We start from the raw sequence: 26,573 nt of genomic DNA, 5'->3' as shown, positions 1-26,573 counted from the left end.
CGCTGCCGCATTTACGCGGCAGCGATTACGATTTCAGACCTTTAGAATCAATTTGCCGTTGTTCTCACCGCTGAACAACTTCATCAGGGTTTCCGGGAACGTTTCCAGACCCTCGACAATATGTTCTCTGCTTTTCAATTGGCCTTTTGCCAGCCATCCCGCCATTTCTTGCCCCGCAGCGACATAGCGGTCGGCGTAGTCCATCACGATAAACCCTTCCATGCGCGCGCGGTTCACCAGCAAAGACAGGTAATTGGCCGGGCCTTTTACAGCTTCTTTGTTGTTGTACTGGCTGATGGCGCCGCAGATGATGACGCGGGCCTTGAAGTTCAGTTGGCTCAGGACTGCGTCGAGGATGTCGCCACCGACGTTGTCAAAATACACGTCGACCCCTTTGGGGCATTCACGTTTAAGGCCCGCGATGACGTCTTCGTTCTTGTAGTCGATAACCCCGTCAAAGCCGAGTTCTTCGATCAGCACTTTGCATTTCTCTTTACCCCCGGCAATGCCGACCACACGGCAGCCTTTAAGCTTGGCTATTTGCCCGGCAATACTGCCCACCGCGCCTGCTGCTCCCGAAATCACAACCGTGTCACCGGCTTTAGGTGCGCCGACCTCGAGTAATGCAAAGTAGGCCGTCATCCCTGTCATGCCCAGTGCAGACAGATACACCGGCAAGGGGGCAAGTTTTGGATCGACCTTGTAAAAGCCCTGGGGTTCTCCGAGGAAGTAATCCTGTACGCCCAAGGCGCCATTCACATAGTCGCCAACAGCAAAGTCCGGGTGGCAGGAGGCAATTACTTCGCCGACCCCAAGAGCGCGCATGACTTCACCCAGGCCCACAGGCGGAATATAGGATTTGCCCTCATTCATCCAGCCACGCATCGCCGGGTCGAGGGACAGGTATTGGTTTTTGACCAGAATCTGGCCTTCTTTCGGTTGCCCGACCGGGACTTGCTGGTACGTGAAGGTATCGCGGGTGGCTGCACCAACGGGGCGTTTGGCGAGAAGAAATTGGCGGTTGGTCTCGGTGGTCATCGCAGGCTCTCAGCGTTAAAGACAAAGCCTGTTGATAGACCTTCTTGAAGCGGTGAGCAAGTGCCTGCTGAGTTACGAATGTTTTTTTATCAGTTTGAGTGATTATTGTGGTCGGGTGTTTATCACTTCGATAAATAAGCGCTTGATAGACGACAGCGTAGCGTTTCCTGGCTTGAGAGCCTGTACCCCTGTGAGGACAAGAATAATGAGCATGACGTTTTCCGGTCAGGTTGTGGTGATCACCGGAGCCGGTGCTGGCATTGGGCGCGCCACCGCGTTGGCCTTCGCCGCTGAGGGTTTGAGCGTGATAGTGGCTGATGTCGATGTGCCGCGCGCCGAGCAGACCGTTGAGTTCATTCGGGCTGCGGGTGGTAACGCGCACTGTGTGCCGTGCGATGTGACCCGCGAACTGGATGTGAAGCATCTGATGGAGCAGGTGTTACTGATTTATGGTCGCCTTGACTACGCCTTCAATAATGCCGGTATTGAAATTGAACAGGGGCGTCTGGCTGACGGCACACAGGACGAATTCGACGCCATCATGGGCGTCAATGTTAAAGGAGTCTGGTTGTGTATGAAGTATCAGTTGCCGCTATTGATGGCTCAGGGCGGTGGTGCAATCGTCAATACTGCGTCTGTGGCAGGGTTGGGAGCAGCGCCGAAGATGAGTATTTACTCGGCGTCCAAGCATGCGGTGATTGGGCTGACCAAGTCGGCGGCCATCGAATATGCCAAAAAGCATATTCGCGTCAATGCGGTGTGCCCGGCGGTGATCGATACCGATATGTTCCGCCGGGCCTACGAATCTGATCCCAAAAAGGCTGAGTTTGCGGCAGCCATTCACCCGGTGGGACGTATCGGCACCGTTGAAGAAGTCGCCAGTGCCGTTTTGTATTTGTGCTCCGACGGTGCCGCGTTCACCACCGGGCATGCATTGGCGGTCGATGGTGGCGCGATGGCGATCTGAAGGGTTGACCGACAGCCCCTACTTGGCTTTCCAGTTCAAGATCATCAAGGTCAACACCCCTGCGACGATGCCCCAGAACGCCGAGCCCACTGAAAACAATGTCATACCGGAAGCGGTCACCATGAAGGTAACAAGCGCCGCTTCGCGTTCTTTCGCTTCGCTCATGGCGATGGTCAAGCCATTGATGATGGAGCCGAACAGGGCCAGCGCTGCAATCGACAACACCAGTTCTTTGGGCAAGGAGGCGAACAGCGCCGCCAGTGTGGCCCCGAAGATGCCGGCAATACCGTAGAAAATCCCGCACCACATGGCCGCGGTGTAACGTTTTTTCGGGTCTTCGTGAGCATGCGGCCCGGTGCAGATGGCGGCGCTGATCGCGGCGAGGTTGATGCCGTGGGAGCCAAAGGGCGCCAGCAGCAGCGAGGCCACGCCCGTGGTAGTGATCAGCGGGGAGGCGGGGACGGTGTAGCCATCGGCGCGCAGCACTGCAATCCCCGGCATGTTTTGCGACGTCATGGCGACTACAAATAAAGGGATGCCGATGCTGATGGTGGCCGCCAGCGAGAATGAAGGCGTGGTCCACACGGGTATGGCCACCTCCAGAGCAAAACCGCTGAAGTCCAGCAGCCCGAGCAAGCCCGAGAGCAGTGTGCCGACCACCAATGCCGCCAAAACGGCATAGCGTGGGGTCAGGCGCTTCACGATCAGGTAGGTGGCGAACATGCCGATCACTAGCCCGGTGCGGTGTTGGGCTGCGACGAATATTTCACTGCCGATTTTGAACAGGATGCCGGCCAGCAAAGCCGCCGCCAGTGACGCCGGTATGCGTTTGACCAGCCGCTCGAAGCTGCCGGTCATGCCGCAAATGATCACCAGCACTGCACAGGTGATGTACGCACCGATGGCCTCGTCATACCTGACGCCACCCAGGCTGGTAATCAGCAGTGCGGCGCCGGGTGTCGACCAGGCAATGGTGATGGGCGTGCGATAACGCAGCGACAAGCCTATGCTGCACACCGCCATGCCAATGGATAGCGACCAGATCCACGAAGAAATTTGCCCGCTGCTCAGGCCCGCTGCCTGACCGGCCTGGAACATGAGCACCAGCGAGCTGGTGTAACCGGTCATCATGGCGATAAAGCCGGCAACCACCGCCGAGGGTGACGTATCGGTCAGCGGATGCAGGCGCGGCAGGGTGGCGTCGTTCATGAAGCGAGAGTCCTTGTTCTTGAATAAGTACGGTTGCGATGGCGCTGGCGTCAGCCTAAGCGCAAACGTTACATTTCGTTGCCATACAGACGGTGGCGCAAATGACCGTACAGTCGTACTGGCACTGCTGGTTGTGTACAATGCGTGCTGTTTTTTTCGCATTAATTCTCTGTCAGCGACGTCCGTTTACGTATTAACGTAGCGCCTATTCGCCGCCGCTTTCCCACACGAGTGCCCATGAACGAACAGTTGCAGCCTCTCAAGAAACAACCCCGTGCAGGCAAGACCGGCCGCACTGGAACCCAGGATGACATCGTCTACGCGCATATTTTCGAGGCGATCCTCGAACAGCGTCTGGCGCCTGGCACAAAGTTGAGCGAAGAAGCGCTGGGCGAAATCTTTGGGGTGAGTCGCACCATTATTCGACGCGCACTGTCCCGTCTGGCTCATGAGGGCGTCGTGTTATTGCGGCCCAATCGTGGCGCGGTGGTGGCGAGCCCTAGCGTAGAGGAAGCACGCCAGGTGTTTTTCGCCCGTCGACTGGTTGAAAAGGCGATCACGGAATTGGCGGTTGTGCATGCTACGGCCGAGGATTTGTCGCAGCTACGCGGCATGGTGCAGGACGAGCGCGACAGTTTTTCGCGAGGTGATCGCGGGGCTGGCATTCGGCTTTCGGGTGAGTTCCACCTCAAGCTGGCCGAGGCGGCCAAGAATGCGCCCTTGATCAGCTTCCAGCGCAGTCTGGTGTCGCAGACGTCCTTGATTATTGCCCAGTACGAGAGTGGCAACCGTTCGCACTGCTCATACGACGAGCACATGCAATTGATCGACGCCATTGAAGCGCGGGATGCCAAGCAGGCGGTGCATTTGATGATGCACCACATGGATCACATCGACAGCAAGCTCAACCTCGACGAAGAAAGCGCGTCGGATGATTTGCATGCAGTGTTTTCGCACTTGCTGCAAACCAAGGGTAAAAATTCACGTTCAGCCCCCAAACTCTGAGCTTTTCGTAGCAGTTGCCGAAGGCGACGTCCGATCACGCAGTGATCGTAAATTGGGTGAGTGCGGCCAATCAGAAATAACGCATTCTGCGACTTTACGACGGCTGCGCCGCCGGACGCAGCCTTCGGCAGCTGCTACGGGTTGAGCTTGTCCTTAGCGTGCGTGCACCAAATTGCCCGCTGCATAGGTCTCTTTTACGGTGCGGTCGTCGCCCAGGGTCATCAATACGAACAGGGTTTCAGCGATGTTTTTCGACTGCTGAAGGCGATAGCTCATCAATGGCGTGGCGTTGTAGTCGAGAACCAGGAAATCGGCATCGCTGCCCGGTTGCAGGTTACCGATACGGTCTTCAAGACGCAGTGCCCGTGCTCCGCCCAGGGTCGCCAGATACAGCGACTTGAACGGGTTGAGGCGGGCGCCTTGCAGTTGCATGACCTTATAGGCTTCGTTCAGGGTGTTGAGCAGCGAAAAGCTGGTGCCGGCGCCCACATCCGTTCCCAAACCGACATTGAGTTTGTGCTTTTCAGCCATCGGCAAGTTGAACAAACCACTGCCCAAAAACAGGTTGGACGTCGGGCAGAATGCGACAGCTGAACCTGTTTCTGCCAACCGTGCGCACTCTTCATCACACAGGTGCACGCCGTGGGCAAACACTGAGCGCTCACCCAGCAGTTGGTAGTGGTCGTACACATCCAGATAGCCTTTGCGTTCAGGGAAAAGCGACTTCACCCACTCGATTTCCTGCAGGTTCTCGCTGATATGGGTATGCAGGTACACGTCCGGGTATTCGCCCAGCAGTTTGCCGGCCAGCGTCAGCTGCTCAGGGGTGCTGGTGGGGGCGAAGCGGGGAGTGACGGCGTAATGCAGGCGGCCTTTGCCATGCCAGCGCTCGATCAGGGCTTTGCTTTCGCTGTAGCCGGATTCGGCGGTGTCGGTCAGGTACTCGGGCGCATTGCGGTCCATCATCACTTTGCCGGCGATCAAGCGCAGGTCCAGACGTTGGGCGGCTTCAAACAGGGCGTCAACCGATTGCGGGTGAACGCTACCAAATACCAGTGCGGTGGTGGTGCCGTTGCGCAGCAATTCCTTCAGGAAAATATCCGCGACTTCGTCGGCGTGCGCCTTGTCGGCGAACTGTTTTTCGCACGGGAATGTGTAGGTGTTCAGCCAGTCCAGTAATTGTTCGCCATAGGCGCCGATCATGCCGGTCTGCGGAAAATGGATGTGGGTGTCGATAAAGCCCGGCGTTATCAGCGCGTCGGTGTATTCGGTGATGGGGGTGTCGCTGGCCAGCGTCGCCAGCAGTTCACTGGCGTGGCCGACAGCGCTGATCTGACCGTTCTCAACCACCAGCAAGCCGTCTTCGAAGTACTCGTAGGACGCTTCTATTCCGACTTCGGCAGGGTCGGCGATGCTGTGCAAAATGGCGGCGCGGTAGGCTTTGCGGGTCATGACGTTTCTCAAGTCGTGGCGTGGCTGCGTCTTGATGACGGCAGCAAGTGCGTAATGGGATCGGCGCGGGCGGTGTGCTGGCCGAAATGGGCATTGTAGGTGGCGATAATTTCGCCGGCGATGGAAATGGCAATTTCAACAGGCAACTTGCCTTTGACTTCACTCAACCCCATCGGGCAGCGCATGCGCTGCAGGTGTTGTGGACTGATACCTCGGTCGCGCAGGCGATGCTCGAACTTTACGCGCTTGGTTTTGGAGCCGATCAAGCCAAAATAAGTAAAGTCGTTGCGTTTGAGCAGTGCGGCGCTGAGTTCCAGATCCAAAGCATGATTATGCGTCATCACGATGCAGTAGCAACCGGCTGGCAGGTCAGCTATTTCGTCGACGGGTTCATCGGTGACGATTTTACGCACGCCCGACGGAATGTGCTCGGGGAATTCCAGTTCGCGTGAGTCGATCCAGCGCACGCGGCAGGGCAGGCTGGCAAGCAGCGGCACCAAAGCGCGCGCTACGTGGCCTGCGCCAAACACGGCGATCTGCGCCTGCACCTGCCCCATCGGTTCGAACAGCAACACGGTGGCGCCCCCGCAACACTGGCCCAGACTGGCGCCCAGGTTGAAGCGCTGCAGTTGAGTGTCTTGTTTGCCGCTTTCGAGCATGTCGCGGGCAATGGTCATGGCTTTGTATTCCAGATGCCCGCCACCGATGGTGTCGTAGGTGCGGGTGGCGCTGACCACCATTTTCGAGCCGGCATTGCGAGGGGTCGAGCCGAGTTCTTCGATGATGGTGACCAGCACGCAAGGTTCGCCTTGTTGCTGCAAGTCGGCGAGGGCGCTTATCCAGTTATTCATGGCAATGTCCTTCGACAGCGACGGCTTCATGAGTACGGTGTGTATTGACCCTGTGTTTGCGCATTTGCTCGCAGCCCCACAGCACACGTTCGGGCGTTGCCGGTGCGTCGATGCTGGGGTGCACGCGGTAATCCGCCAGGCTGGCGACGGCGTCCTTGATGGCGCACCACGCAGCGATGCCGAGCATAAACGGTGGCTCGCCCACGGCCTTGGAGTGGAATACCGTGTCTTCCGGGTTTTTGCGGTTTTCGACCAAGGTGACGCGCAAGTCCAGCGGCATGTCGGCGACGGCCGGGATCTTGTAGCTGGCCGGGCCATTGGTCATGAGTTTGCCTTTGGCGTTCCACACCAGTTCTTCCATGGTCAGCCAGCCAGCACCCTGGAGGTAGCCGCCTTCGACCTGACCTATATCGATGGCCGGGTTCAACGAGGCGCCGACGTCGTGCAGGATGTCGGTGCGCAGCATTTTGTATTCGCCGGTCAGGGTGTCGATGATGACTTCGGCGCAGGCGGCGCCAAAGGCGAAATAGTAGAACGGCCTGCCGCGTGCCTGGGTGCGGTCATAGAAAATCTTCGGTGTTTTGTAGTAGCCCGTGCTCGACAGCGACACTTGGCCGAAGTACGCCTGCTGGATCAGGCTTTCGAAGCTCAGCAGTTGTTCGCCAATGCGTACTTGGCCATTGCGGAAAACCACCGCCTGAGGCTCGACTTGATATTTTTCAGCCGCAAAGGTCACCAGGCGCTGCTTGATGATTTCAGCGGCGTTTTGCGCAGCCTTGCCGTTCAGATCGCTGCCGCTGGAGGCGGCGGTAGGTGAGGTGTTAGGCACTTTGTCGGTATTGGTCGCAGTGATTTGCACCCGGCTGACGTCGACCTGGAATACCTCGGCCACCACTTGCGCAACCTTGATGTTGAGGCCTTGGCCCATCTCGGTGCCGCCGTGATTAAGGTGGATGCTGCCATCGGTGTAAATGTGGATCAGTGCGCCGGCCTGATTGAGAAAGCTGGCGGTAAAGGAAATGCCGAATTTGACCGGGGTCAATGCCAGGCCTTTTTTCAGGATGGGGCTGCTGGCGTTGAAGGCTATGATCGCTTCGCGCCGCTCTGCGTACTGGCTGCTGGCTTCCAGTTCCGCGGTCATTTCTTCGAGCAGGTTGTGTTCCACGGTCTGGTGATAGTGGGTCACGTTGCGTTCGGTCTTGCCGTAGTAGTTGGCCTTGCGCACGGTCAGCGGGTCGAGTCCCAAATGGCGGGCGATACGGTCCATGACTTCTTCAATGGCCACCATCCCTTGTGGCCCACCAAAGCCACGGTAGGCGGTGTTTGAAGCGGTGTTGGTCTTGCAACGATGGCCGTTGATGGTCGCGTCGCCCAGGTAATAGGCGTTGTCGGCATGGAACATGGCGCGGTCAACGATAGAGTTGGACAAGTCCGGTGAATAGCCGCAGTTGCCCGCCAAATCCAGCTGGATCCCTTGCAGTCGGCCTTGATCATCAAAGCCGACGTCATATTCGATGTAAAACGGATGACGCTTGCCGGTCATCATCATGTCTTCCACACGCGGCAAGCGCATTTTTGTCGGCTGGCCAGTCAGCCGTGCCACCACTGCGCACAAGCAAGCCGGGCTAGCGGCCTGTGTCTCTTTACCGCCAAAGCCTCCGCCCATTCGACGCATGTCGACGACGATTTTGTTCATTGAAACGTCGAGGACTTCGGCCACCAGTTTCTGGATTTCAGTCGGATTCTGCGTCGAGCAGTAAACGATCATCCCGCCATCTTCGGTGGGCATGACAGAAGAAATCTGCGTTTCCAGGTAGAAGTGTTCTTGCCCGCCAATGTGCAAATTACCTTGCAGGCGATGAGTGGCTTTGCTCAGGGCGCGGCTGGAATCGCCGCGTTGGTGGGTGTGGCTGTCGAGCACAAAATGCTTTTTGCGCAAGGCCTCCACCACATCAAGCACGGGTTCCAGATCTTCGTACTCAATAATGGCTGCCATCGCGGCTTTGCGGGCAGTGTCCAGGTCGTATGCGGCCACAGCCAGCACCGGTTGGCCAACAAACTCGACGGTGTCGATGGCCAGCAGCGGGTCGCCGGGCAGTAGCGGGCCAATGTCTTTCAGGCCGGGAATATCGGTGTGGGTGATCACCAGCCGAACGCCATCGAAGGCATAGCAAGGCGAGGTATCGACACTGAGGATTCTGGCGTGAGCACGGTCGGACAGGCGCGCGTAGAGATGCAACTGGTTAGGAAACTCCAGGCGGTCGTCGATGTACTGCGCTTCACCGGACACGTGTTTCTCGGCGCTGTCGTGTTTGACGCTACGGCCCACACCGGTCTTCAGGTCTTGCTGGAAGAGGGCGCTGAGCTCGGCTTGTGTCGGTTCGGTCTTGTGCTGGTTAGACATAAGCGGTCACCCGCGTTTCGAGGTGGGGTGTTTGCTGCTCGATGAAATATTTGCGCAGCAGGTTTTGCGCGCTTAACAGGCGGTATTCCTTGCTGGCGCGAAAGTCGGAGAGCGGGGTGAAATCGTCGGCCAGTGCGGCGCAGGCATGCTCAACGGTGGCTGAGTTCCAGGGTGAACCCAGCAAAACGGCTTCGCAGCTGATGGCCCGTTTGGGCGTTCCCGCCATGCCGCCGTAGGCAATGCGTGCCTCGGCTACTCGGCCCTGGTCGATGCGCAGGTTGAAGGCTGCACAGACGGCGCTGATGTCGTCATCCAGGCGTTTGGATACTTTGTAGGCGCGAAAGGTATGGCCAGGTTTGGCGCAGGGTATGACGATCTTTTCAATAAACTCGCCTTCCTGACGGGCTGTCACTCGGTAGTCGATAAAGAAATCTTCAATCGCCAGCGTGCGACGAACTGCACCTTTGCGCAGGACAAGCTGCGCGCCAAGTGCAATGAGCAGGGGCGGGGTGTCGCCAATCGGTGAAGCATTGCCAATGTTGCCGCCCAACGTGCCTTGGTTGCGAATTTGCAGTGAGGCAAAGCGGTGCAGCAACTCCCCGAAGTCCGGGTATTCAGTTGTGAGCGTTGCATAAGCGTCTGTCAGCGTGACGGCAGCGCCGATTTCCAGCTGATCGCCGACGCGTTCGATGTGCTTCATGTCGGCCACATTGCCGACATGAATCATGACCGTTAGCGGGCGATGCATCTGAGTCACTTCCAGTGCCAGATCAGTCCCGCCCGCCAGCAGGCGTGCTTGTGGCTGCGCTTGATACAGTTCGGCCAGATCGTCGATGGTCAGGGGCGACAGGCAGCGTTTGTCATCTTTGTGCAGCTCTGCGGGCGGTGCGGTTGCGATGGCTTTAAGCCGGTTGAGAGTCTGGCTGTGGTGCGCATCAAATTGATCCGGTTGGCGAGAGCAGCAGGCCTGTTCGGCGGCCGCCAGAATCGGCCTGTACCCTGTACAGCGACACAGGTTGCCGGCGAGGGCTTCGTGGGCTTGCTGGCCATCATGATTGCCCGTGGTGTTTTTTTGCAGGGCGAACAGCGACATGACAAACCCCGGCGTGCAAAAACCACACTGCGAGCCGTGGCAGTCCACCATTGCGCGTTGCACGCTGTGCAGTTGGCCTTGATGCTTGAGGTCTTCGACGCTGATCAGTTGTTTGCCGTGAAGGGTCGATACAAAGGTCAGGCACGCATTAATGCTGCGGTAGCGCAATTGCTCGGCGCCTTCCTGATTGGTATGCAGCTCGCCGACTACGACGGTGCAGGCGCCGCAGTCGCCGCTGGCGCATCCCTCCTTGGTGCCGGGTTTGTGCGCATGCTCGCGCAAGTACTCCAGCACGGTAATATTCGGATCCAGTGCGTGCTCAGTGCGCAATGTCTGGTTAAGTAGGAACTGGATCACGCATCACCTCGCAAAATCATTATTTTTCTTCAGGCGGGATCTACTGAATCTAGTCAAAGCTGACCTTCGGGTCAACAAATGGCCTTCGGCGATCCCTGGAATTCATATCCACCCGATTTAATTGCTTAAATCGTGCCAAATTGGGCCCTTAGGCCTCTGCGCGAGTACGTATCAACTGAGTTACACTGCGCCGCTTGCACTGATCGAAGATTCTGAAGGTAAAACATGACGTTCAAGGCGCCGGATAGCCTCGCCGAGCAAATCGCTCACCACCTCGCCGAACGGATCATTCGCGGGGAGCTCAAGCCTGGGGAGCGTATTCAAGAACAGAAGGTCACGCTGGCGCTTAATGTCAGCCGTGGTTCTGTGCGCGAAGCATTGCTGATCCTTGAACGCCGCCATTTGATCGCCATCCTGCCTCGGCGCGGCGCCCAAGTGACTGAGCTGACCACGCACAATGTGCAGAGTCTGTGTACGTTAATGAGCGAGATGTACATCTTGCTCGGTAACGCCGTGGCCCAGCGCTGGTCGGTGCCTGCCGACCTGGGCCCGTTCCTGCAAATCCAGCAGCGTTTGACCGCCTGCCTGGAGCGTCAGGACATCAGCGCCTTTGTTGAGGAAAGCTTCAATGTGATGCGTGCGGCGTATCCATTTGCGGATAACCCGTACTTGCAGGAAACCGTCGAAAACCTGCAGCCGGCCATGAGCCGTGCCTATTACCTGGCACTGGAACAGCGCAAGGCCGAGATGAGCGAGTTTCTGGCCCTGTTCGCGCAGTTGCTCGAAGCCGTGCTGGCGCGTGATTTGCCGCAAGTTCGAGTGGTCCTGAGCTGCTACTCCCAGCGCAGTTGTGCGCTGGTGTTGTCTGCCTTGACGGGTGCCTGAGCGTGCGTCTGACCTGTATCAAGCTGGCTGGCTTCAAGTCTTTCGTCGATCCGACCACGGTTAACTTCCCGAGCAATATGGCCGCGGTGGTTGGTCCTAACGGATGCGGCAAGTCGAACATCATCGATGCCGTACGCTGGGTAATGGGCGAGAGTTCGGCTAAAAACCTGCGTGGCGAGTCGATGACGGACGTCATTTTCAATGGCTCCACAACCCGCAAGCCGGTCAGTCAGGCCAGTATCGAACTGGTCTTCGATAACTCCGATGGCACTTTATTGGGCGAGTACGCGGCTTACGCCGAAATTTCCATTCGCCGTAAAGTGACTCGCGACAGCCAGACCACCTATTACCTCAATGGCACCAAGTGTCGTCGACGCGATATCACCGATATTTTCCTCGGCACCGGCCTTGGCCCGCGCAGTTATTCGATCATTGAGCAGGGCATGATCTCGAAGCTGATCGAGTCCAAGCCCGAAGACTTGCGTAACTTTATCGAAGAGGCGGCCGGCATCTCCAAGTACAAGGAGCGCCGCCGCGAGACTGAAAACCGTATTCGTCGTACCCATGAAAACCTCGCCCGTCTAACCGACCTGCGAGAAGAGCTGGGGCGTCAGCTTGAGCGCTTGCACCGTCAGGCGCAGGCCGCTGAGAAATATCAGGAATACAAAGGCGAAGAGCGCCAGCTCAAGGCACAGCTGTCGGCCCTGCGCTGGCAGGCGCTGAACGATCAGGTCGGGCAGCGCGAAGCGGTCATTGGGACTCAGGAAGTCAGCTTCGAAGCCTTGGTGGCTGAGCAGCGTAATGCCGATGCCAGCATCGAGCGCTTGCGTGATGGGCACCATGATCTGTCAGAGCGCTTCAATTTGGTGCAAGGACGCTTCTATTCGGTCGGTGGCGACATTGCTCGGGTGGAACAAAGTATTCAGCACGGTCAGCAGCGTTTGCGCCAGTTGCAAGACGATTTGCGTGAAGCGGAACGCTCGCGCCTTGAAACCGAGTCGCACCTGGGGCATGACCGCACGATGTTGGCAACCTTGGGTGAAGAGTTGGAAATGCTCGCACCCGAGCAAGAGCTGACCAGCGCAGCGGCTGAAGAGGCCGCCGCCGCGCTGGAAGAGTCTGAACACACCATGCACGGCTGGCAGGAGCAGTGGGATGCGTTCAATCTGCGTTCGGCTGAACCGCAGCGTCAGTCTGAAATCTTGCAGGCCCGTATCCAGCAGCTGGAGACCAGCATGGAGCGCGTGGCTGAGCGTCAGCGCCGCTTGGCAGAAGAGCGTGCCTTGCTGGCGGCAGACCCTGAAGACGCGGCCATTCTTGAGCTGAGCGAATTACTGGCCACCAGCGAGCTGACCCACGAAGAACTGCAAGCGGCTGAAGAACAACTGGTTGAGCGGCTTGAGCAGGTGCGGCATGACTTGCAGCAGGCCACGCAGAATCAACAGCAGGCACAAGGCGAGCTGCAGCGCCTCAATGGTCGTCTGGCTTCCCTTGAAGCCTTGCAGCAAGCGGCGTTGGATCCGGGCACGGGTGCCGGTGAGTGGCTGCGTGAGCAGCATCTGGCCGAGCGTCCGCGTCTGGCCGAAGGGTTGCGAGTTGAGGCGGGTTGGGAGCTTGCCGTTGAAACCGTACTGGGGGCCGACCTTCAGGCTGTGCTGGTGGATGATTTTGCTGCGCTTGATCTTGCCGGGTTTTCTCAAGGTGACTTGCGTCTGTTCAGTGCCGGTACTCAGGCTGAGCGAATGGCTGGCAGCTTGCTGGATAAGGTTGAAGCTGACTTTGACCTGGGGCCGTGGCTGGGTCAGGTCAAGCCGGTGGAGACCCTTGAGCAGGCGCTGGCTTTACGCAATCAATTGGCTGACGGTCAAAGCCTGATCAGCCGCGACGGGTATTGGGTGGGGCGAAACTTTCTGCGGGTGCGCCGTGCCAGCGAGGCTGAAAGCGGCGTGTTGGCGCGCGGTCAGGAAATTCAGCGTCTGGGCCTGGAGCGCGATGAGCGTGAAGCCACCCTGGCGACTCTTGAAGAGCACTTGCAGCACCTGCGTGAGCAGCAACTGACGCAAGAAGAGGCTCGCGAGCAGGTTCGCCGTCGCTTGCAGGACGAAGCCCGTCAGCAAGGAGAGATCAAGGCAAAGCTGTCGGCCAGTAAAGCCAAGGTCGAGCAATTGACCTTGCGTCGTCGCCGCCTCGATGAAGAGCTGGCCGAGTTGGGCGAACAGCGTGCCTTGGAGCACGAGCACGTGGGTGAATCTCGCTTGCAGCTTCAGGACGCGCTGGACGCCATGGCCACCGATACCCAGCAGCGCGAATTGCTGCTGGCTCAGCGTGACAGCTTGCGCGAGCGGCTCGATCGGGTGCGCCAGGAAGCGCGTCAGCACAAGGATCATGCGCACCAGTTGGCCGTTCGATTGGGCTCGCTAAAAGCGCAGCACGATTCCACCCGTCAGGCCCTTGAACGGCTTGAAATGCAGGCCGAACGCCTGGCCGAGAAGCGTGAACAGCTCAACCTTAATCTGGAGGAGGGCGAAGCCCCTCTTGAAGAGCTGCGTCTTAAACTCGAAGAGTTGCTCGACAAACGCTTGACCGTGGATGAAGAGCTTAAGGTGGCTCAGGCGGCCCTTGAAGATGCCGACCGCGAATTGCGCGAGGCTGAAAAGCGTCGTAATCAGGCAGAGCAGCAGTCGCAGTTGATTCGCGGCCAGCTTGAACAGCAGCGCATGGAGTGGCAGGCGCTGACCGTGCGACGCACCACGCTGCAAGATCAGTTGCTGGCCGATGGTTATGACTTGCATGGTGTGCTTGCCACCCTCAATGACGAGATCAATGAACAGCAGGCCGAAGAAGAACTGGAGCGCATTGCTGCGCGTATTCAGCGTCTGGGTGCAATCAACCTGGCAGCCATTGATGAATATCAGCAGCAGTCCGAGCGCAAGCGTTATCTGGATGCCCAGGATGCCGATCTGGTCGAGGCGCTCGAAACGCTGGAAAACGTGATTCGCAAGATCGACAAAGAGACGCGCAGTCGCTTCAAAGATACCTTTGATCAGATAAATGGTGGATTACAGGCGCTTTTCCCAAAAGTTTTCGGTGGTGGCAGCGCTTACTTGGAACTGACGGGCGAAGATTTACTCGATACAGGGGTAACGATCATGGCGCGTCCACCGGGCAAGAAGAACAGCACGATCCATTTGCTGTCCGGTGGCGAGAAAGCACTGACGGCTCTGGCCTTGGTTTTTGCCATTTTCAAACTCAATCCGGCACCGTTTTGCATGCTCGATGAAGTCGATGCACCGCTTGATGATGCCAACGTGGGCCGTTATGCCCGACTGGTTAAAGAGATGTCGCAGACTGTGCAGTTCATTTACATCACCCACAATAAAATCGCCATGGAGATGGCCGATCAGTTGATGGGCGTGACAATGCATGAGCCCGGTTGCTCGCGTCTGGTAGCGGTCGATGTCGAGGAGGCAATGGCAATGGTCGATGCATGAGCTATAAGCATGTAAGGGCGAAATATTTTGTTAGTAAGTGATTTCCTGGAAATTTGACCGAATTTGTTTATAGAGCGAAGGTCACACGGCATTAGCTCATTGCGACGGACGGTGTAAAGTTATCTTTGGTCGTGCTAATTTAGCGTTTCATTTTTTGTACGTGGGCAAAACGCCATTCAGAACATAGAGTTGGCGCCACGTTTTAAAGGGCTTTAGCTCTTCTTCATAGAATCATTTTTTTAGGGGCACGGGATTACATGGAAATCGGTCTGCGCGAGTGGCTGATCGTCATCGGCATAGTGGTCATCGCCGGTATTCTTTTTGATGGCTGGCGCCGTATGCGCGGTGGCAAAGGCAAACTTAAGTTTCGCCTGGATCGCAGCTTTTCAAATGCCCCGGACGAGGAGACCAGTGCTGAGTTGCTCGGTCCTTCCCGGGTATTGGACACTCCGGGTCATAAAGAGCCGCAGCTCGATGAGCATGATTTGCCATCGGTCAGCATGCCGGCCCGTGATAAAGGCGCCAAGCGCAGCAAGCGTTCAGGCGAGCCAAGCCAGGGTGATTTGAACCTCAACCTTGATCTTGAAGATGATGGCCCGAGCCTTAGCGCCCGAGATGATGACTTTGTTCATGACGCCAAGCCGCGTGGTCGCTCGACGCCTGCGGTATCGGCCAGTGAAGAGAAAGCCCAACCTCAGCCAGAAGCTCAGGAAGTGTTGGTCATTAGCGTCATCAGCCGCGACACCAATGGCTTCAAAGGGCCTGCGTTGTTGCAGAACATTCTTGAAAGCGGCCTGCGATTTGGTGAGATGGATATTTTCCATCGCCACGAAAGCATGGCTGGCAACGGTGAAGTGCTGTTCTCCATGGCCAATGCCGTGAAGCCGGGTGTGTTTGATCTGGACGATATCGACCTGTTCAGCACCCCTGCGGTCAGCTTCTTCCTCGGCTTGCCGGGGCCGCGTAATCCTAAGCTGGCCTTTGATGTCATGGTGGCGGCTGCCCGCAAGCTGGCCCAAGAGCTCAACGGTGAGCTTAAAGATGACCAGCGCAGTGTTTTGACGGCACAGACCATCGAACATTATCGTCAGCGCATCGTCGAATTCGAGCGTCGTGCCCTGACCCAAAAACGCTGAGCAGAGGGGGGCTGGTGCGCTGGCCCCCACTGACACATGAAATGAATAACTCAAGAGCAGCCCTGGCTGCTCTTTTGCTTTGTGAGAGAACACCCGCCATGACCGCCGCCAATACCCGCATTCTAGAGCTGCGTGCTGAACTGGATCAGCACAACTATCGCTACCACGTGCTGGACGAGCCGAGCATTCCGGACGCTGAATACGATCGTTTGTTTAACGAGCTCAAAGCGCTGGAAGCCGAGCATCCCGAGCTGATCACGGCTGATTCACCGACCCAGCGGGTCGGCAGCGCGGCGTTGTCTGCCTTCACTCAGGTGCGTCACGAAGTGCCGATGCTGAGTTTGGGGAACGCCTTTGAAGAAACCGACATGCGTGACTTTGATCGTCGTGTGCGCGATGGCCTGGACATGCCCGCAGGTGATCTGTTCGGTGGCGGCGCTGAAGTCGAATACAGCTGCGAACCCAAGCTCGATGGTCTGGCGGTCAGCCTGCTGTATCGGGATGGCGTTCTGGTGCGCGGTGCAACCCGTGGTGATGGCACTACGGGTGAAGACATCAGCGTCAATGTGCGCACGGTGCGCAACATCCCGCTCAAGCTGCATGGCAGTGGCTGGCCCGCCGTGCTGGAAGTGCGCGGTGAAGTGTTTATGTCCAAGGCGGGTTTTGAGCGTCTCAATGAGTCTCAGTTGGCTGTGGGCGCCAAGACGTTTGCCAACCCGCGTAATGCGGCGGCGGGCAGCCTGCGTCAGCTGGACTCGAAAATTACCGCCAGCCGCCCGCTGGAGTTTTGTTGCTACGGGTTGGGGCAGGTGTCTGAAGACATCTCTGACACTCACATCGGCAACCTTAAACAGTTGCAGCAATGGGGCATGCCCATCAGTCATGAGCTGAAGCTGGCCAAGGGTATCGGCGAATGCCTGGATTACTACCGTGACATTGGCGAGCGCCGCGTGTCGCTGCCCTATGAAATTGACGGCGTGGTGTTCAAGGTCAACAGCCTGGCGTCACAACGCGAGCTGGGCTTTCGTGCGCGTGAACCACGCTGGGCCATTGCCCATAAATTCCCGGCAATGGAAGAGCTGACCGAACTGCTGGATGTGGAGTTTCAGGTGGGCCGTACCGGCGCGGTCACGCCCGTGGCGCGCCTCAAGCCGGTGAAAGTCGCCGGTGTAACGGTGTCCAACGCTACCTTGCACAACATGGACGAAGTGGCGCGTTTGGGGTTGATGATTGGCGATACGGTGATTATCCGCCGTGCAGGCGATGTGATTCCGCAAGTTGTGCAGGTGGTGCTTGAGCGTCGGCCTGCCGATGCGCGTCCCGTGCATATTCCTGAGAAGTGCCCAGTGTGCGGCTCGCACGTTGAGCGCACGCAATTGATCAAACGCAGCAAGGGCCGCGAAACCATCAGCGAAGGGGCGGTGTACCGCTGTGTCGGTCGGTTGGCCTGTGGGGCGCAGCTCAAGCAGGCGATTATTCATTTCGTGTCGCGCCGGGCGATGGACATTGAAGGCCTGGGCGAAAAGAGCGTGGAGCAACTGGTGGACGAAGGTCTGGTGAGCTCACCTGCCGACCTGTACACCCTGACCTTCGAGCAGATTGTCGACCTGGAAGGCTTTGCCGAACTGTCGAGCAAGAATTTGCTCGCGGCAATCGCCGACAGCAAGCGGCCGACCCTGGCGCGCTTTATCTATGCGCTGGGTATTCCGGATGTGGGTGAAGAAACGGCGAAAGTTCTGGCCCGTTCGTTGGCCTCGCTGGAGCGTGTGCAACGTGCCTTGCCGCAAGTGCTCACCTATCTGCCGGATGTCGGGCTGGAAGTGGCTCACGAGATTCACAGTTTCTTCAGCGACGCGCACAACCAGCAAGTGATCGCCCAACTGCTTGAGCGGGGGCTTGAATTGCAGGATCAGGGCGAGCTGGGTGCCGAGTTCGCGGCCAGCGCCACGCTCGGTGGTCTGATCGACAAATTGCATATTCCGTCTGTGGGGCCGGGCGGTGCGCAGAAGCTGGCGGATAAATTTGGCTCCCTTGAAGCGGTGATCAATGCCGATTGGCTCGATATGCGCCAAGCGCTGCCAGAGAAGCAGGCCAAGGCGGTGCGGGAATTCTTTGACAATGCCGAGAATGCTCGCATGGCACTGGCGGTCGAGGCGCAACTGCGTGATTTCGGCATGCATTGGCAGAGCGAGAAAAAGGCGGTTGAAGGTTTGCCACTGGCCGGGCAGACCTGGGTGTTGACCGGTTCGCTGGAGTTGATGAGCCGTGATGTGGCCAAGGACAAGCTTGAGAGCCTGGGCGCCAAGGTGTCGGGTTCGGTGTCTGGCAAGACCCACTGTGTGGTTGCGGGGCCGGGCGCAGGCTCCAAGCTGGTCAAGGCCAATGAGCTTGGGCTTAAAGTGCTGGATGAAGAGGCCTTTGTCGCGTTCCTGGCGCAGCAAGGGATTTCGATTTAGCGTTTGGAGCAATTCGTGCCGCTGACGACTCGTCAGCGGCTACGCGATTAAGTGTTCCCTGCTTGACCGCGAACAGGCCTTCGAGAGAGAGACCGCCACCTCTGAATCCAAGTCATTGAGACGGCTCATTTTTTTATTCGGTCATGGCGGTTGTAAGTTTTTCTCAGACAGGTACAATGGCGCCGTTCGCTGCCAAGCGGATGTTGTTATGGTGACCCTATCGGTCCCTCCGCAACGATTACCCGTGAACCTGGTCAGATCCGGAAGGAAGCAGCCACAGCGGGAACATTGTGTGCCGGGGTGTGGCTGGTGGGGTTGCCTCCATTTTAAAAGTCCTCATTTGCGCAGGGCTTTTAGTCAGAAATTCAGCATCTTCCTCATCTAAAAATCAATCGACGCTTTATGCCTCAGTCGACATTTTTTTGTGGGCGCAGAAAACGTACTTCAACTGCACCAAGCAGTTTAAAGTGCGCATCGGATGCAATTTTGCCCTTGCTCCGCTAGCATTAGCCCCTTCCGCTTTTCAGACGCGACGGTTATCAATGAGTTATCAGGTTCTTGCACGTAAATGGCGTCCGCGCTCGTTCCGCGAAATGGTCGGCCAGACCCATGTGCTCAAGGCTCTGATCAACGCCCTGGACAGTCAGCGCCTGCATCACGCCTACCTGTTTACCGGGACGCGAGGTGTCGGCAAGACCACCATTGCGCGGATCATCGCCAAATGCCTGAACTGTGAAACAGGTATTACCTCGACGCCATGCGGCGAGTGTTCGGTGTGCCGGGAGATTGATGAAGGGCGCTTTGTCGACCTGATCGAAATCGACGCCGCCAGCCGCACCAAGGTGGAAGATACCCGCGAGCTGCTCGACAACGTGCAGTACGCCCCGAGCCGTGGGCGCTTCAAGGTCTACCTGATCGACGAAGTGCACATGCTCTCCAGCCATTCCTTCAATGCGCTGTTGAAAACACTTGAAGAGCCGCCGCCCTACGTCAAGTTCATTCTGGCGACGACCGATCCGCAAAAGCTGCCCGCCACCATCCTTTCTCGGTGCTTGCAGTTCTCGCTGAAAAACATGACCCCTGAGCGCGTAGTCGAACACTTGAGCCATGTGCTGAGTGTCGAGAACGTGCCGTTCGAAGACGACGCGCTCTGGTTGTTGGGCCGTGCGGCCGACGGCTCGATGCGAGACGCCATGAGCCTCACCGATCAGGCCATTGCCTTCGGTGAGGGTAAAGTGCTGGCGGCGGATGTGCGGGCGATGCTCGGCACCCTCGACCATGGTCAGGTATTCGATCTGCTGCATGCCTTGATTGAAGGGGATGCGCGAGCATTGCTTGAAGCAGTTCGTCATTTGGCCGAGCAAGGCCCGGACTGGAATGGCGTGCTGTCCGAAATTCTCAATGTGTTCCACCGCGTAGCCATTGCTCAGGCGTTGCCTGAGGGTGTCGACAACGGTCACGGCGATCGTGATCGCGTGCTGGCGCTGGCCAAGGCGATGCCGGCGGAAGATGTGCAGTTTTATTATCAGATGGGCCTGATTGGCCGGCGCGATTTGCCGCTGGCGCCCGACCCGCGAGGCGGCTTTGAGATGGTCTTGCTGCGGATGCTGGCCTTCCGCCCGGCAGATGCGACAGACTCGCCGAGTCAGCCGCTAAAGCCAGTGGGGATCAGCCAGGCCACAGTTGATTCCGCTCAATCCGTGGCGGCGCCAACACCTGTTGCTCCAGCCGCCAAGGCAGTGGTTGTTGAGGAGCCCGCGCCAGAGCCGGTGGTCGAGACTGCACCGGCACCTGTAGAAGCGCCCAAAGTAACTGCGCCACCGCCGGTGGACTTGCCGTGGAACGAGCCGTCTGTTCCGGTGGTCGATGACACGCCAGTGCCTGAGCCGATGCTGGATACGGTCAGCGAACCGCCCGAACTGCCGCCGATGCCGTTGCCGACGCCCGACAGTGTGGTGCCGGACGCCCCCGAGTGGGTGGCGCCGTCCATGCCTGAGCCCACGGTGGATCAGGTTGACGCCGCGTTGTCGGGGATGGATCGCGATGACGAGCCGCCGCTGGATGAAGACTACATCGAGCCGGACATGGACTCGGCTGCCTACAGCTACCTGGATGAGTTGGCCAGCGAGCATGCCGCTGAACCTGCGCCAGAGCCAGAACCTATGCCGGCGGCAATGCCAGCCACGGGCCTGGCCCTTGAATGGCTGAATATGTTCCCCAAATTACCGGTATCGGGGATGACCGCGAGCATTGGTGCCAACTGCACCTTGATTGCGGTGGAAGGGGATAACTGGCTGTTGCATCTGGACCCGGCGCACAGTGCGCTGTTTAACGCGACCCAGCAGCGCCGACTCAATGACGCACTGAACCAGTACCACCAGCGCACACTCAAAGTCACTATTGAGCTGGTCAAGCCAGAGCAGGAAACCCCGGCTCAGGCAGCGGCACGCTTTCGGGCAGAGCGACAGCGTCTGGCTGAAGAGTCGATTTACGCAGATCCGCTGGTGCAAAAAATGATTGAACAGTTCGGTGCGGCAGTTCGCGACGATACGATCCAGCCTGTCGACGTTGAAGAGGCCAAGGCCTCCTGACGGCAAAGGTATACATTTACAGCTCGGGGTTCTTTAAGCCGCGGGTGCATTGTCCAAATAACGTTCGAGGTGATTCCCATGATGAAAGGTGGCATGGCCGGCCTGATGAAGCAGGCGCAGCAAATGCAGGAAAAAATGGCCAAGATGCAAGAAGAACTGGCCAACGCCGAAGTCACCGGTAAAGCGGGTGGCGACATGGTGACGGTGGTGATGACCGGTCGCCACGACATCAAGCGCGTCAGCATCGACCCGACACTGCTGGAAGGTGTGAGTGAAGATGATCGCGAAGTGCTGGAAGACTTGTTCGCCGCTGCCGTCAATGACGCCGTGCGCAAGATCGAAGCCAACAGCCAGGACAAAATGTCGGGCGTTACCGCTGGCATGCAACTGCCGCCGGGCATGAAGATGCCTTTCTAAGGCGCTGAAATGCCAGGCCCCGCGCCTGGCATTTTTTTGCCTGTTTTACGGGTATTTGACCTGGTTTCACCCTGCGGGTATAAACCGCTTCTCGTTGTTTTGTCGGACCTTTCCTTATGAGCTTTAGCCCCCTTATTCGCCAATTGATCGATGCCCTGCGTACCTTGCCGGGTGTGGGTCAAAAAACCGCACAGCGCATGGCCCTGCAATTGCTGGAGCGTGATCGCAGTGGCGGGTCGCGTTTGGCGCTGGCCTTGAGCCAGGCGATGGACGGCGTGGGGCATTGCCGTCTGTGCAGAACCTTGACCGAAGATGACCTGTGCCCGCAGTGCGCCGATGTGCGCCGTGATGACACCTTGCTCTGCGTGGTGGAAGGGCCGATGGATGTGTACGCCGTTGAGCAGACCGGCTACCGCGGACGTTACTTCGTGCTCAAGGGGCATTTGTCGCCTCTGGATGGGTTGGGGCCGGAGGCTATTGGCATTCCGCAATTGATGGCGCGCATTGCCGAGCAAGGGACCTTCAGAGAGGTGATTCTGGCGACCAACCCAACGGTGGAGGGTGAAGCGACAGCGCATTACATTGCCCAGTTGTTGAGCAATAAGGGGTTGATCGCCTCGCGTATTGCCCACGGTGTGCCGTTGGGCGGCGAGTTGGAGCTGGTGGATGGCGGAACCTTGGCTCACTCGTTTTCCGGGCGTCGGCCGATCGTTTTGTAGGCGTCGGCCAAAAGCCCCTCACCCTAGCCCTCTCCCGGAGGGAGAGGGGACTAAAAGCAAAAGCAGGTGTGCGCAACGACACCGATCAAGTTCCCTCTCCCTCTGGGAGAGGGCTAGGGTGAGGGCTGTTTTCCAGCCATACCCCTGACTAAAACCCGCCGCTAACCCCCTGAAATACAAGGGATGGCCCACGGCCATTAAAAAAATCGAAAAAAGCCCTCAAGCAACGTGCATTGACGACGATAACTATTACGAAGGTTCTCTAGGCCACACCCGGCGGTTGCCAGGGCCGGAAGCCGCAGTAATTACCCAGTGAGGATTTCGTCATGGCTTTAACCGTAAACACCAACCTTGCATCGCTGAACGTTCAGAACAACCTGAACAAATCCTCGACTGCTCTGTCGACTTCCATGCAGCGCCTGTCTTCCGGCCTGCGTATCAACAGCGCTAAAGACGATGCGGCCGGCCTGCAAATCTCCAACCGTCTGACCAGCCAGATCAACGGCCTGGGCACAGCGATCAAGAACGCCGGTGACGGTATCTCCATTGCGCAAACCGCTGAAGGCGCAATGCAGGAATCCACTAACATTCTGCAAACCATGCGTACCCTGGCTCTGTCGTCTGCCAACGGTTCCCTGAGTGCAGAAGACCGCAAGTCGAACAACGCCCAGTACGCGGCCCTGACTTCGGAACTGACCCGTATTGCAACCACCACCACTTTCGGTGGCAAGAACCTGCTGGACGGCTCGTTCGGTACCACCGCTTTCCAGATCGGTGCCAACGCCAACCAGACCATCAACATGACCATGGGTGATGTGTCGGCAAACGCCATTGGTTCGCAGCAGGTTAAGTCTGTGGCGATTGTGCCTACTGCAGGCGGTGTGACTGGTGGCGTCATCAACGTTACAGGTGGTGGCGAGAGCAAAGAAATCACTGTGGGTGGGGGTGAGTCAGCCAAGAAGACTGCTACCCAACTGAATGGCTTGATTGGTGGTCTGTCTGCAACCGCCAGCACTGAAGCCAAATTGACGGTTACTGCTCCTGCGGGCACGCCTGCGAACTTCAACCTGAAAGTTGGCGGTCAAGACGTAGACTTTGTAGGCGTTACTGACCTTGATAGTCTGGCTGATCAGCTGAGCTCCAACGCAGCAAAGCTTGGCATTACCGTAAACTTTGATAGCAGTGCTCAGTCACTGTCTATTAAGTCTGATTCTGGTGAGAATTTTGAATTTACCAGTGCTGCTGGCGGGACAGGTGTTTCGGTTCAAGCCAAGGATGGTGCAGGAAAATTCGCTACAGCTCTTACTACATTAGCAGCCGGTACCGACAAACTCACGGTAACTGGTGCAATCTCCCTGGATTCGGCTAAAGGCTATTCGTTAAGCGGTGCGGGTGTAGGTGGTGTGTTTGCAGTGGGTGTTGGTGGCGCGGACTTAACAAAAGCTTCCGTTAAAACCACTATCGCAGATACCGATGTAACGACTGCTACCAGCGCACAAGACGCCATCGCTGTTATCACTCAGGCGATCGCCAACATCGACTCCCAGCGTGCTGACCTGGGTGCCGTGCAAAACCGTTTCGACAGCACTGTTTCCAACCTGCGCAGCATCTCGGACAACTCCACTGCGGCACGTGGCGCGATCCAGGACGTTGACTTCGCATCGGAAACCGCTCAGCTGACCAAGCAACAAACCCTGCAACAGGCTTCCACTGCAATCCTGTCCCAGGCTAACCAGCTGCCGTCCGCTGTACTGAAACTGCTTCAGTAACTCCAGCGCTTGGTAACAAACGGAGGGGCGCGTTTACGCGCCCTTTTGTGTTTTCAGTGAAGAGGGCTGCGTCATGGACATGAGTGTCAAGCTGAACCACGCTTACTCCGCACCAGTGCAGGTGCTGAACCCATCGGCTGCCAATGCTCAGCCCAAGGCTGAAAGCGTTGAAGCGGACCGCATCCCCCAGCGCGATGAGCTGGAGAAAGCCGTCACGGATATTCGCGAGTTTGTGCAATCGACTCAGCGCAATCTGGATTTCTCCATCGATGACTCCACCGGTGTGGTGGTGGTCAAGGTGATTGCCACGGACAGTGGTGAAGTGATCCGTCAGCTCCCCTCGGAAGCCGCGCTGAAACTGGCGCAAAGTTTGACCAATGCCAACAGCCTGCTGTTTGAAAGCAAGGCCTGAGCTGGCACGAAATTTGTTGCTGTTTGTCTTGAGGCGTTGTTCGTCAACAAAACAGCAGCCACTGGATAAGGAGAAGGATGATGGCAGGTACTACGGTTAGCGGTATCGGTTCGAACGTCGATACTCAGGCGATTGTAAAGTCGTTGGTTGCGGCTGAAAAAGCGCCCAAGCAAACACAAATCAACAACCAATCACTGAAAGCAACCACCACGCTGTCGTCCATCGGTAAGGTGCAGTCGGCCTTGAGCAATTTCCGCTCGGCCCTGGCGACGATGAACACCACCACCATTTTCGGCGGTTTGACCGCCACCTCGTCGGATGAGAAAACCGCCAAGGTGACTTTGAGCGGCAGTGCGTCCAACGGCAGCTTCGCGCTTAAAGTCGAGCAATTGGCTACCGCGTCGAAAATCTCCACCAAGGTTTACGACAAGGGCGCCAGTTCAGTCGTCAATACAGGCTCCACGCCGAGCAATCTGATCATCAAGCAGGGCGACACCAAGTTTGATGTCAGCGTACCGGCCGGGGCGACCTTGCAGCAGGTGCGCGACTCGATCAACAGCCAGTACGGAGCCAAGGGCATCAGTGCCAACATCCTGACCGACGCCAATGGGTCGCGAATGGTCTTGACCACGACTACCATGGGCGAGGGCAGCGACCTCAGTCTGGAAGGTGACAGTGGCCTGGAAGACGCCTTCAAGGTGATCGACCCGCCACAAAACGCCCTGTACAGCATCGACGGCATCGAAATGGTGTCCAAGACCAATAACATTGCCGACGCGATCAGTGGTGTCAGTCTTCAGTTGATTGCGCCAACCGCCAGCGGCGCCGCTGCGACCACAGTATCGGTGTCCACCAGCTCGACTCAGCTCAAGTCGGCGGTCAAGGGCTTCGTAGACACTTACAACGCATTGCTCACGGCCATCAATGCCGAGACCAAAGTCACCAAGAGCGAAGACGGCACGCAGACCGCGGGCGCGTTGACCGGGGATGCCACCATGCGCACCCTGACCTCAACCTTGCGCAATGAACTCAATGCCATGTCGGGCACCGGTGAATTGAAGTCGCTGGCGCAGTTTGGTGTGAGCACCAACCAGACCTCGGGTTTGCTTGAGATCAACGACAAGAAGTGGGATGCCGCGGTGGCCACCAATGCGTCAGACCTCAAAACCATCTTCACCGGTGACAAAGGCTTGCTGATGCGCCTGCAAAACTCGACGGCTGACTATGCGCGAAGCAATACCGGCATCCTCGCGGCGCGTTCCGCCAGTTTGACCACCAGTCTCAATGACCTGACCAAGCAGCAGACAGCGCTGGAAACACGCATGAACAGCCTGCAGCTGTCGTTGATGGCCAAGTACAACGCGATGGACACGCTGGTCGCTCAGATCACGGCATCGGCCACCAGCATGATGACCACGCTGAACTCGCTGAACAATCCTAAATCGACTTGATAAGCCGCGCTCAAGTTCTGTGTCGTCACGTCGACATACAACACAGTGGCGTCTTTTCAGTCGTTTATTTCAAGCGCTTATATTTCCAGCGGTCCCTGTTACGAGGTAGAAACATGAATCCCATGAGAGCCCTTCGCCAGTACCAGAAGGTCAATTCCCACGCTCAGATCTCCGAGGCCAGCCCGCATCGGTTGGTGCAAATGCTGATGCAGGGTGGGCTTGATCGCATGGCTCAGGCCAAAGGGGCAATGGAGCGCGGAGATATTGCGCAAAAAGGCGAATTGCTCGGCAAGGCCATCGACATCATTGTCGGGCTGCGTCAGGGGCTGGATGAAAAAAAGGCCGAAGACCCGGCTTCGATTCGTCAGCTGGATGATCTGTACGAATACATGGGCTCGCGCCTGCTTCAAGCCAACCTGAAAAACGATCCCGAAATCATCGATGAAGTCGCTCGTTTGTTGATTACGGTTAAAAGTGGTTGGGATGAAATCGCGCCTGAGTAAAACCGCCTGAGTAGCCGAGGAGTGCGTTATGAGCCAATTGCAACGAATTCAAGAAACCCGTGATGCGCTGGTCAATGCCCTGGCAGAGCGCAATTGGGATGCTATTGGCGAGTTGGACTTGGCCTGTCGCCAGTCGGTCGAGTGCGTTCTGGATGAAGCGCCGGTGGACGAGGCTGTACTGCGCGAGAATCTGGAGGGGTTGTTGGTGGTTTATCGCATGCTGTTGGAGGCTGCGACAGGCGAACGGCAGCAGTTGGTCGATCAGATGTCTCAGATCAACCAAGCAAAAAATGCATCAAAGGTTTACCATCTATTCGGTTAAGGCATAAAAAATGTGTGGTTTATTGACGCAGTGCGCCATAAATTT

The 26,573-nt window shown here is 57.5% G+C and carries 20 protein-coding genes and 1 other RNA gene; 15 read left to right on the top strand and 6 right to left on the bottom strand.

What is annotated here, in order from left to right:
• Positions 1-33 precede the first annotated feature (33 nt).
• Complete coding sequence (locus FJD38_RS01435; protein ID WP_146383726.1) at positions 34-1,038, bottom strand: NADP-dependent oxidoreductase; 1,005 nt, start codon at positions 1,036-1,038, stop codon at positions 34-36.
• A 205-nt stretch (positions 1,039-1,243) separates the two neighbouring features.
• Here FJD38_RS01435 and FJD38_RS01430 point away from each other — a divergent pair, with 205 nt between their 5' ends.
• Positions 1,244-2,005, top strand: coding sequence for an SDR family oxidoreductase (locus tag FJD38_RS01430; protein ID WP_146383725.1), 762 nt, complete (start codon positions 1,244-1,246; stop codon positions 2,003-2,005).
• 18 nt (positions 2,006-2,023) lie between these two features.
• Here the strand turns inward: FJD38_RS01430 and FJD38_RS01425 are convergent, their stop codons facing one another.
• Entirely contained in the window at positions 2,024-3,214 is a 1,191-nt protein-coding gene (locus FJD38_RS01425) for a benzoate/H(+) symporter BenE family transporter (RefSeq protein WP_146383724.1), read from the bottom strand.
• Between the two features lie 237 nt (positions 3,215-3,451).
• Between FJD38_RS01425 and FJD38_RS01420 the strand changes: the two genes are divergently transcribed.
• Positions 3,452-4,219, top strand: a complete 768-nt coding sequence (locus FJD38_RS01420) for a GntR family transcriptional regulator (RefSeq protein WP_122783323.1) — start codon at positions 3,452-3,454, stop codon at positions 4,217-4,219.
• Between the two features lie 153 nt (positions 4,220-4,372).
• Here FJD38_RS01420 and guaD read toward each other — a convergent pair whose 3' ends face one another.
• Genes guaD through xdhA form a run of 4 tightly spaced genes read right to left on the bottom strand, consistent with a single transcriptional unit; the run spans position 4,373 to position 10,376 of the window.
• Positions 4,373-5,671 (bottom strand): guanine deaminase, encoded by a 1,299-nt coding sequence (gene guaD / locus FJD38_RS01415; protein ID WP_122783324.1) that lies wholly within the window; start codon positions 5,669-5,671, stop codon positions 4,373-4,375.
• A gap of 8 nt (positions 5,672-5,679) precedes the next feature.
• Complete coding sequence (xdhC, locus tag FJD38_RS01410) at positions 5,680-6,522, bottom strand: xanthine dehydrogenase accessory protein XdhC (protein WP_146383723.1); 843 nt, start codon at positions 6,520-6,522, stop codon at positions 5,680-5,682.
• Entirely contained in the window at positions 6,515-8,926 is a 2,412-nt protein-coding gene (xdhB, locus tag FJD38_RS01405) for a xanthine dehydrogenase molybdopterin binding subunit (protein ID WP_146383722.1), read from the bottom strand. The genes xdhC and xdhB overlap by 8 nt, the downstream gene beginning before the upstream one ends.
• Positions 8,919-10,376, bottom strand: a complete 1,458-nt coding sequence (gene xdhA, locus FJD38_RS01400; protein WP_146383721.1) for a xanthine dehydrogenase small subunit — start codon at positions 10,374-10,376, stop codon at positions 8,919-8,921. The genes xdhB and xdhA overlap by 8 nt, the downstream gene beginning before the upstream one ends.
• Positions 10,377-10,601: 225 nt before the next feature.
• Between xdhA and FJD38_RS01395 the strand changes: the two genes are divergently transcribed.
• The 13 genes from FJD38_RS01395 (at position 10,602) to fliT (ending at position 26,528) form a co-directional block, all read left to right on the top strand.
• Entirely contained in the window at positions 10,602-11,261 is a 660-nt protein-coding gene (locus FJD38_RS01395) for a GntR family transcriptional regulator (protein WP_122783328.1), read from the top strand.
• 2 nt (positions 11,262-11,263) lie between these two features.
• The gene (gene smc, locus FJD38_RS01390; protein WP_146383720.1) at positions 11,264-14,752 is read left to right on the top strand and encodes a chromosome segregation protein SMC; all 3,489 of its coding nucleotides are present in this window, start codon (positions 11,264-11,266) and stop codon (positions 14,750-14,752) included.
• A 257-nt stretch (positions 14,753-15,009) separates the two neighbouring features.
• Positions 15,010-15,888 carry a cell division protein ZipA gene (gene zipA / locus FJD38_RS01385; RefSeq protein WP_122783330.1) on the top strand — a complete coding sequence of 293 codons (879 nt, stop codon included), beginning with the start codon at positions 15,010-15,012 and terminating at the stop codon, positions 15,886-15,888.
• Positions 15,889-15,986: 98 nt separating this feature from the next.
• Entirely contained in the window at positions 15,987-18,344 is a 2,358-nt protein-coding gene (gene ligA, locus FJD38_RS01380; RefSeq protein ID WP_146383719.1) for an NAD-dependent DNA ligase LigA, read from the top strand.
• Positions 18,345-18,562: 218 nt separating this feature from the next.
• An RNA gene (gene ffs / locus FJD38_RS01375) (signal recognition particle sRNA small type) lies at positions 18,563-18,659 on the top strand.
• A 227-nt stretch (positions 18,660-18,886) separates the two neighbouring features.
• Entirely contained in the window at positions 18,887-20,935 is a 2,049-nt protein-coding gene (gene dnaX / locus FJD38_RS01370) for a DNA polymerase III subunit gamma/tau (protein WP_146383718.1), read from the top strand.
• A gap of 78 nt (positions 20,936-21,013) precedes the next feature.
• On the top strand, positions 21,014-21,352 hold the full coding sequence (locus tag FJD38_RS01365; protein WP_122783037.1) for a YbaB/EbfC family nucleoid-associated protein: 339 nt from the start codon (positions 21,014-21,016) through the stop codon (positions 21,350-21,352).
• Positions 21,353-21,468: 116 nt separating this feature from the next.
• Positions 21,469-22,071, top strand: a complete 603-nt coding sequence (gene recR / locus FJD38_RS01360; RefSeq protein ID WP_146383717.1) for a recombination mediator RecR — start codon at positions 21,469-21,471, stop codon at positions 22,069-22,071.
• Between the two features lie 326 nt (positions 22,072-22,397).
• A complete protein-coding gene (locus tag FJD38_RS01355) occupies positions 22,398-23,840 on the top strand; it encodes a flagellin N-terminal helical domain-containing protein (protein WP_146383716.1) in 1,443 nt (480 codons plus the stop codon).
• A 73-nt stretch (positions 23,841-23,913) separates the two neighbouring features.
• Positions 23,914-24,252 (top strand): flagellar protein FlaG, encoded by a 339-nt coding sequence (locus FJD38_RS01350; RefSeq protein ID WP_146383715.1) that lies wholly within the window; start codon positions 23,914-23,916, stop codon positions 24,250-24,252.
• Between the two features lie 80 nt (positions 24,253-24,332).
• Positions 24,333-25,703, top strand: coding sequence for a flagellar filament capping protein FliD (gene fliD, locus FJD38_RS01345; protein WP_146383714.1), 1,371 nt, complete (start codon positions 24,333-24,335; stop codon positions 25,701-25,703).
• 113 nt (positions 25,704-25,816) lie between these two features.
• Entirely contained in the window at positions 25,817-26,206 is a 390-nt protein-coding gene (gene fliS, locus FJD38_RS01340; protein ID WP_122783032.1) for a flagellar export chaperone FliS, read from the top strand.
• Positions 26,207-26,234: 28 nt separating this feature from the next.
• The gene (gene fliT, locus FJD38_RS01335; RefSeq protein ID WP_146383713.1) at positions 26,235-26,528 is read left to right on the top strand and encodes a flagellar protein FliT; all 294 of its coding nucleotides are present in this window, start codon (positions 26,235-26,237) and stop codon (positions 26,526-26,528) included.
• Positions 26,529-26,573 lie beyond the last annotated feature (45 nt).

The organism is Pseudomonas saxonica (assembly GCF_007858365.1).
In the GTDB taxonomy this organism is placed as follows: domain Bacteria; phylum Pseudomonadota; class Gammaproteobacteria; order Pseudomonadales; family Pseudomonadaceae; genus Aquipseudomonas; species Aquipseudomonas saxonica.
Note: the sequence above shows the minus strand (reverse complement) of the source record. Positions and strands in the feature narration are given on the sequence as shown.

What these genes read in the sequence shown, in the direction of transcription:
- recR (WP_146383717.1), top strand. Translation starts at nt 21,469, where the DNA reads ATGAGCTTTAGCCCCCTTATTCGCCAATTGATCGATGCCCTGCGTACC.
- FJD38_RS01395 (WP_122783328.1), top strand. Translation starts at nt 10,602, where the DNA reads ATGACGTTCAAGGCGCCGGATAGCCTCGCCGAGCAAATCGCTCACCAC.
- zipA (WP_122783330.1), top strand. Translation starts at nt 15,010, where the DNA reads ATGGAAATCGGTCTGCGCGAGTGGCTGATCGTCATCGGCATAGTGGTC.
- FJD38_RS01355 (WP_146383716.1), top strand. Translation starts at nt 22,398, where the DNA reads ATGGCTTTAACCGTAAACACCAACCTTGCATCGCTGAACGTTCAGAAC.
- dnaX (WP_146383718.1), top strand. Translation starts at nt 18,887, where the DNA reads ATGAGTTATCAGGTTCTTGCACGTAAATGGCGTCCGCGCTCGTTCCGC.
- ligA (WP_146383719.1), top strand. Translation starts at nt 15,987, where the DNA reads ATGACCGCCGCCAATACCCGCATTCTAGAGCTGCGTGCTGAACTGGAT.
- FJD38_RS01350 (WP_146383715.1), top strand. Translation starts at nt 23,914, where the DNA reads ATGGACATGAGTGTCAAGCTGAACCACGCTTACTCCGCACCAGTGCAG.
- xdhB (WP_146383722.1), bottom strand. Translation starts at nt 8,926, where the DNA reads ATGTCTAACCAGCACAAGACCGAACCGACACAAGCCGAGCTCAGCGCC.
- fliS (WP_122783032.1), top strand. Translation starts at nt 25,817, where the DNA reads ATGAATCCCATGAGAGCCCTTCGCCAGTACCAGAAGGTCAATTCCCAC.
- guaD (WP_122783324.1), bottom strand. Translation starts at nt 5,671, where the DNA reads ATGACCCGCAAAGCCTACCGCGCCGCCATTTTGCACAGCATCGCCGAC.
- xdhC (WP_146383723.1), bottom strand. Translation starts at nt 6,522, where the DNA reads ATGAATAACTGGATAAGCGCCCTCGCCGACTTGCAGCAACAAGGCGAA.
- FJD38_RS01420 (WP_122783323.1), top strand. Translation starts at nt 3,452, where the DNA reads ATGAACGAACAGTTGCAGCCTCTCAAGAAACAACCCCGTGCAGGCAAG.
- FJD38_RS01430 (WP_146383725.1), top strand. Translation starts at nt 1,244, where the DNA reads ATGAGCATGACGTTTTCCGGTCAGGTTGTGGTGATCACCGGAGCCGGT.
- FJD38_RS01435 (WP_146383726.1), bottom strand. Translation starts at nt 1,038, where the DNA reads ATGACCACCGAGACCAACCGCCAATTTCTTCTCGCCAAACGCCCCGTT.
- fliD (WP_146383714.1), top strand. Translation starts at nt 24,333, where the DNA reads ATGGCAGGTACTACGGTTAGCGGTATCGGTTCGAACGTCGATACTCAG.
- FJD38_RS01425 (WP_146383724.1), bottom strand. Translation starts at nt 3,214, where the DNA reads ATGAACGACGCCACCCTGCCGCGCCTGCATCCGCTGACCGATACGTCA.
- FJD38_RS01365 (WP_122783037.1), top strand. Translation starts at nt 21,014, where the DNA reads ATGATGAAAGGTGGCATGGCCGGCCTGATGAAGCAGGCGCAGCAAATG.
- fliT (WP_146383713.1), top strand. Translation starts at nt 26,235, where the DNA reads ATGAGCCAATTGCAACGAATTCAAGAAACCCGTGATGCGCTGGTCAAT.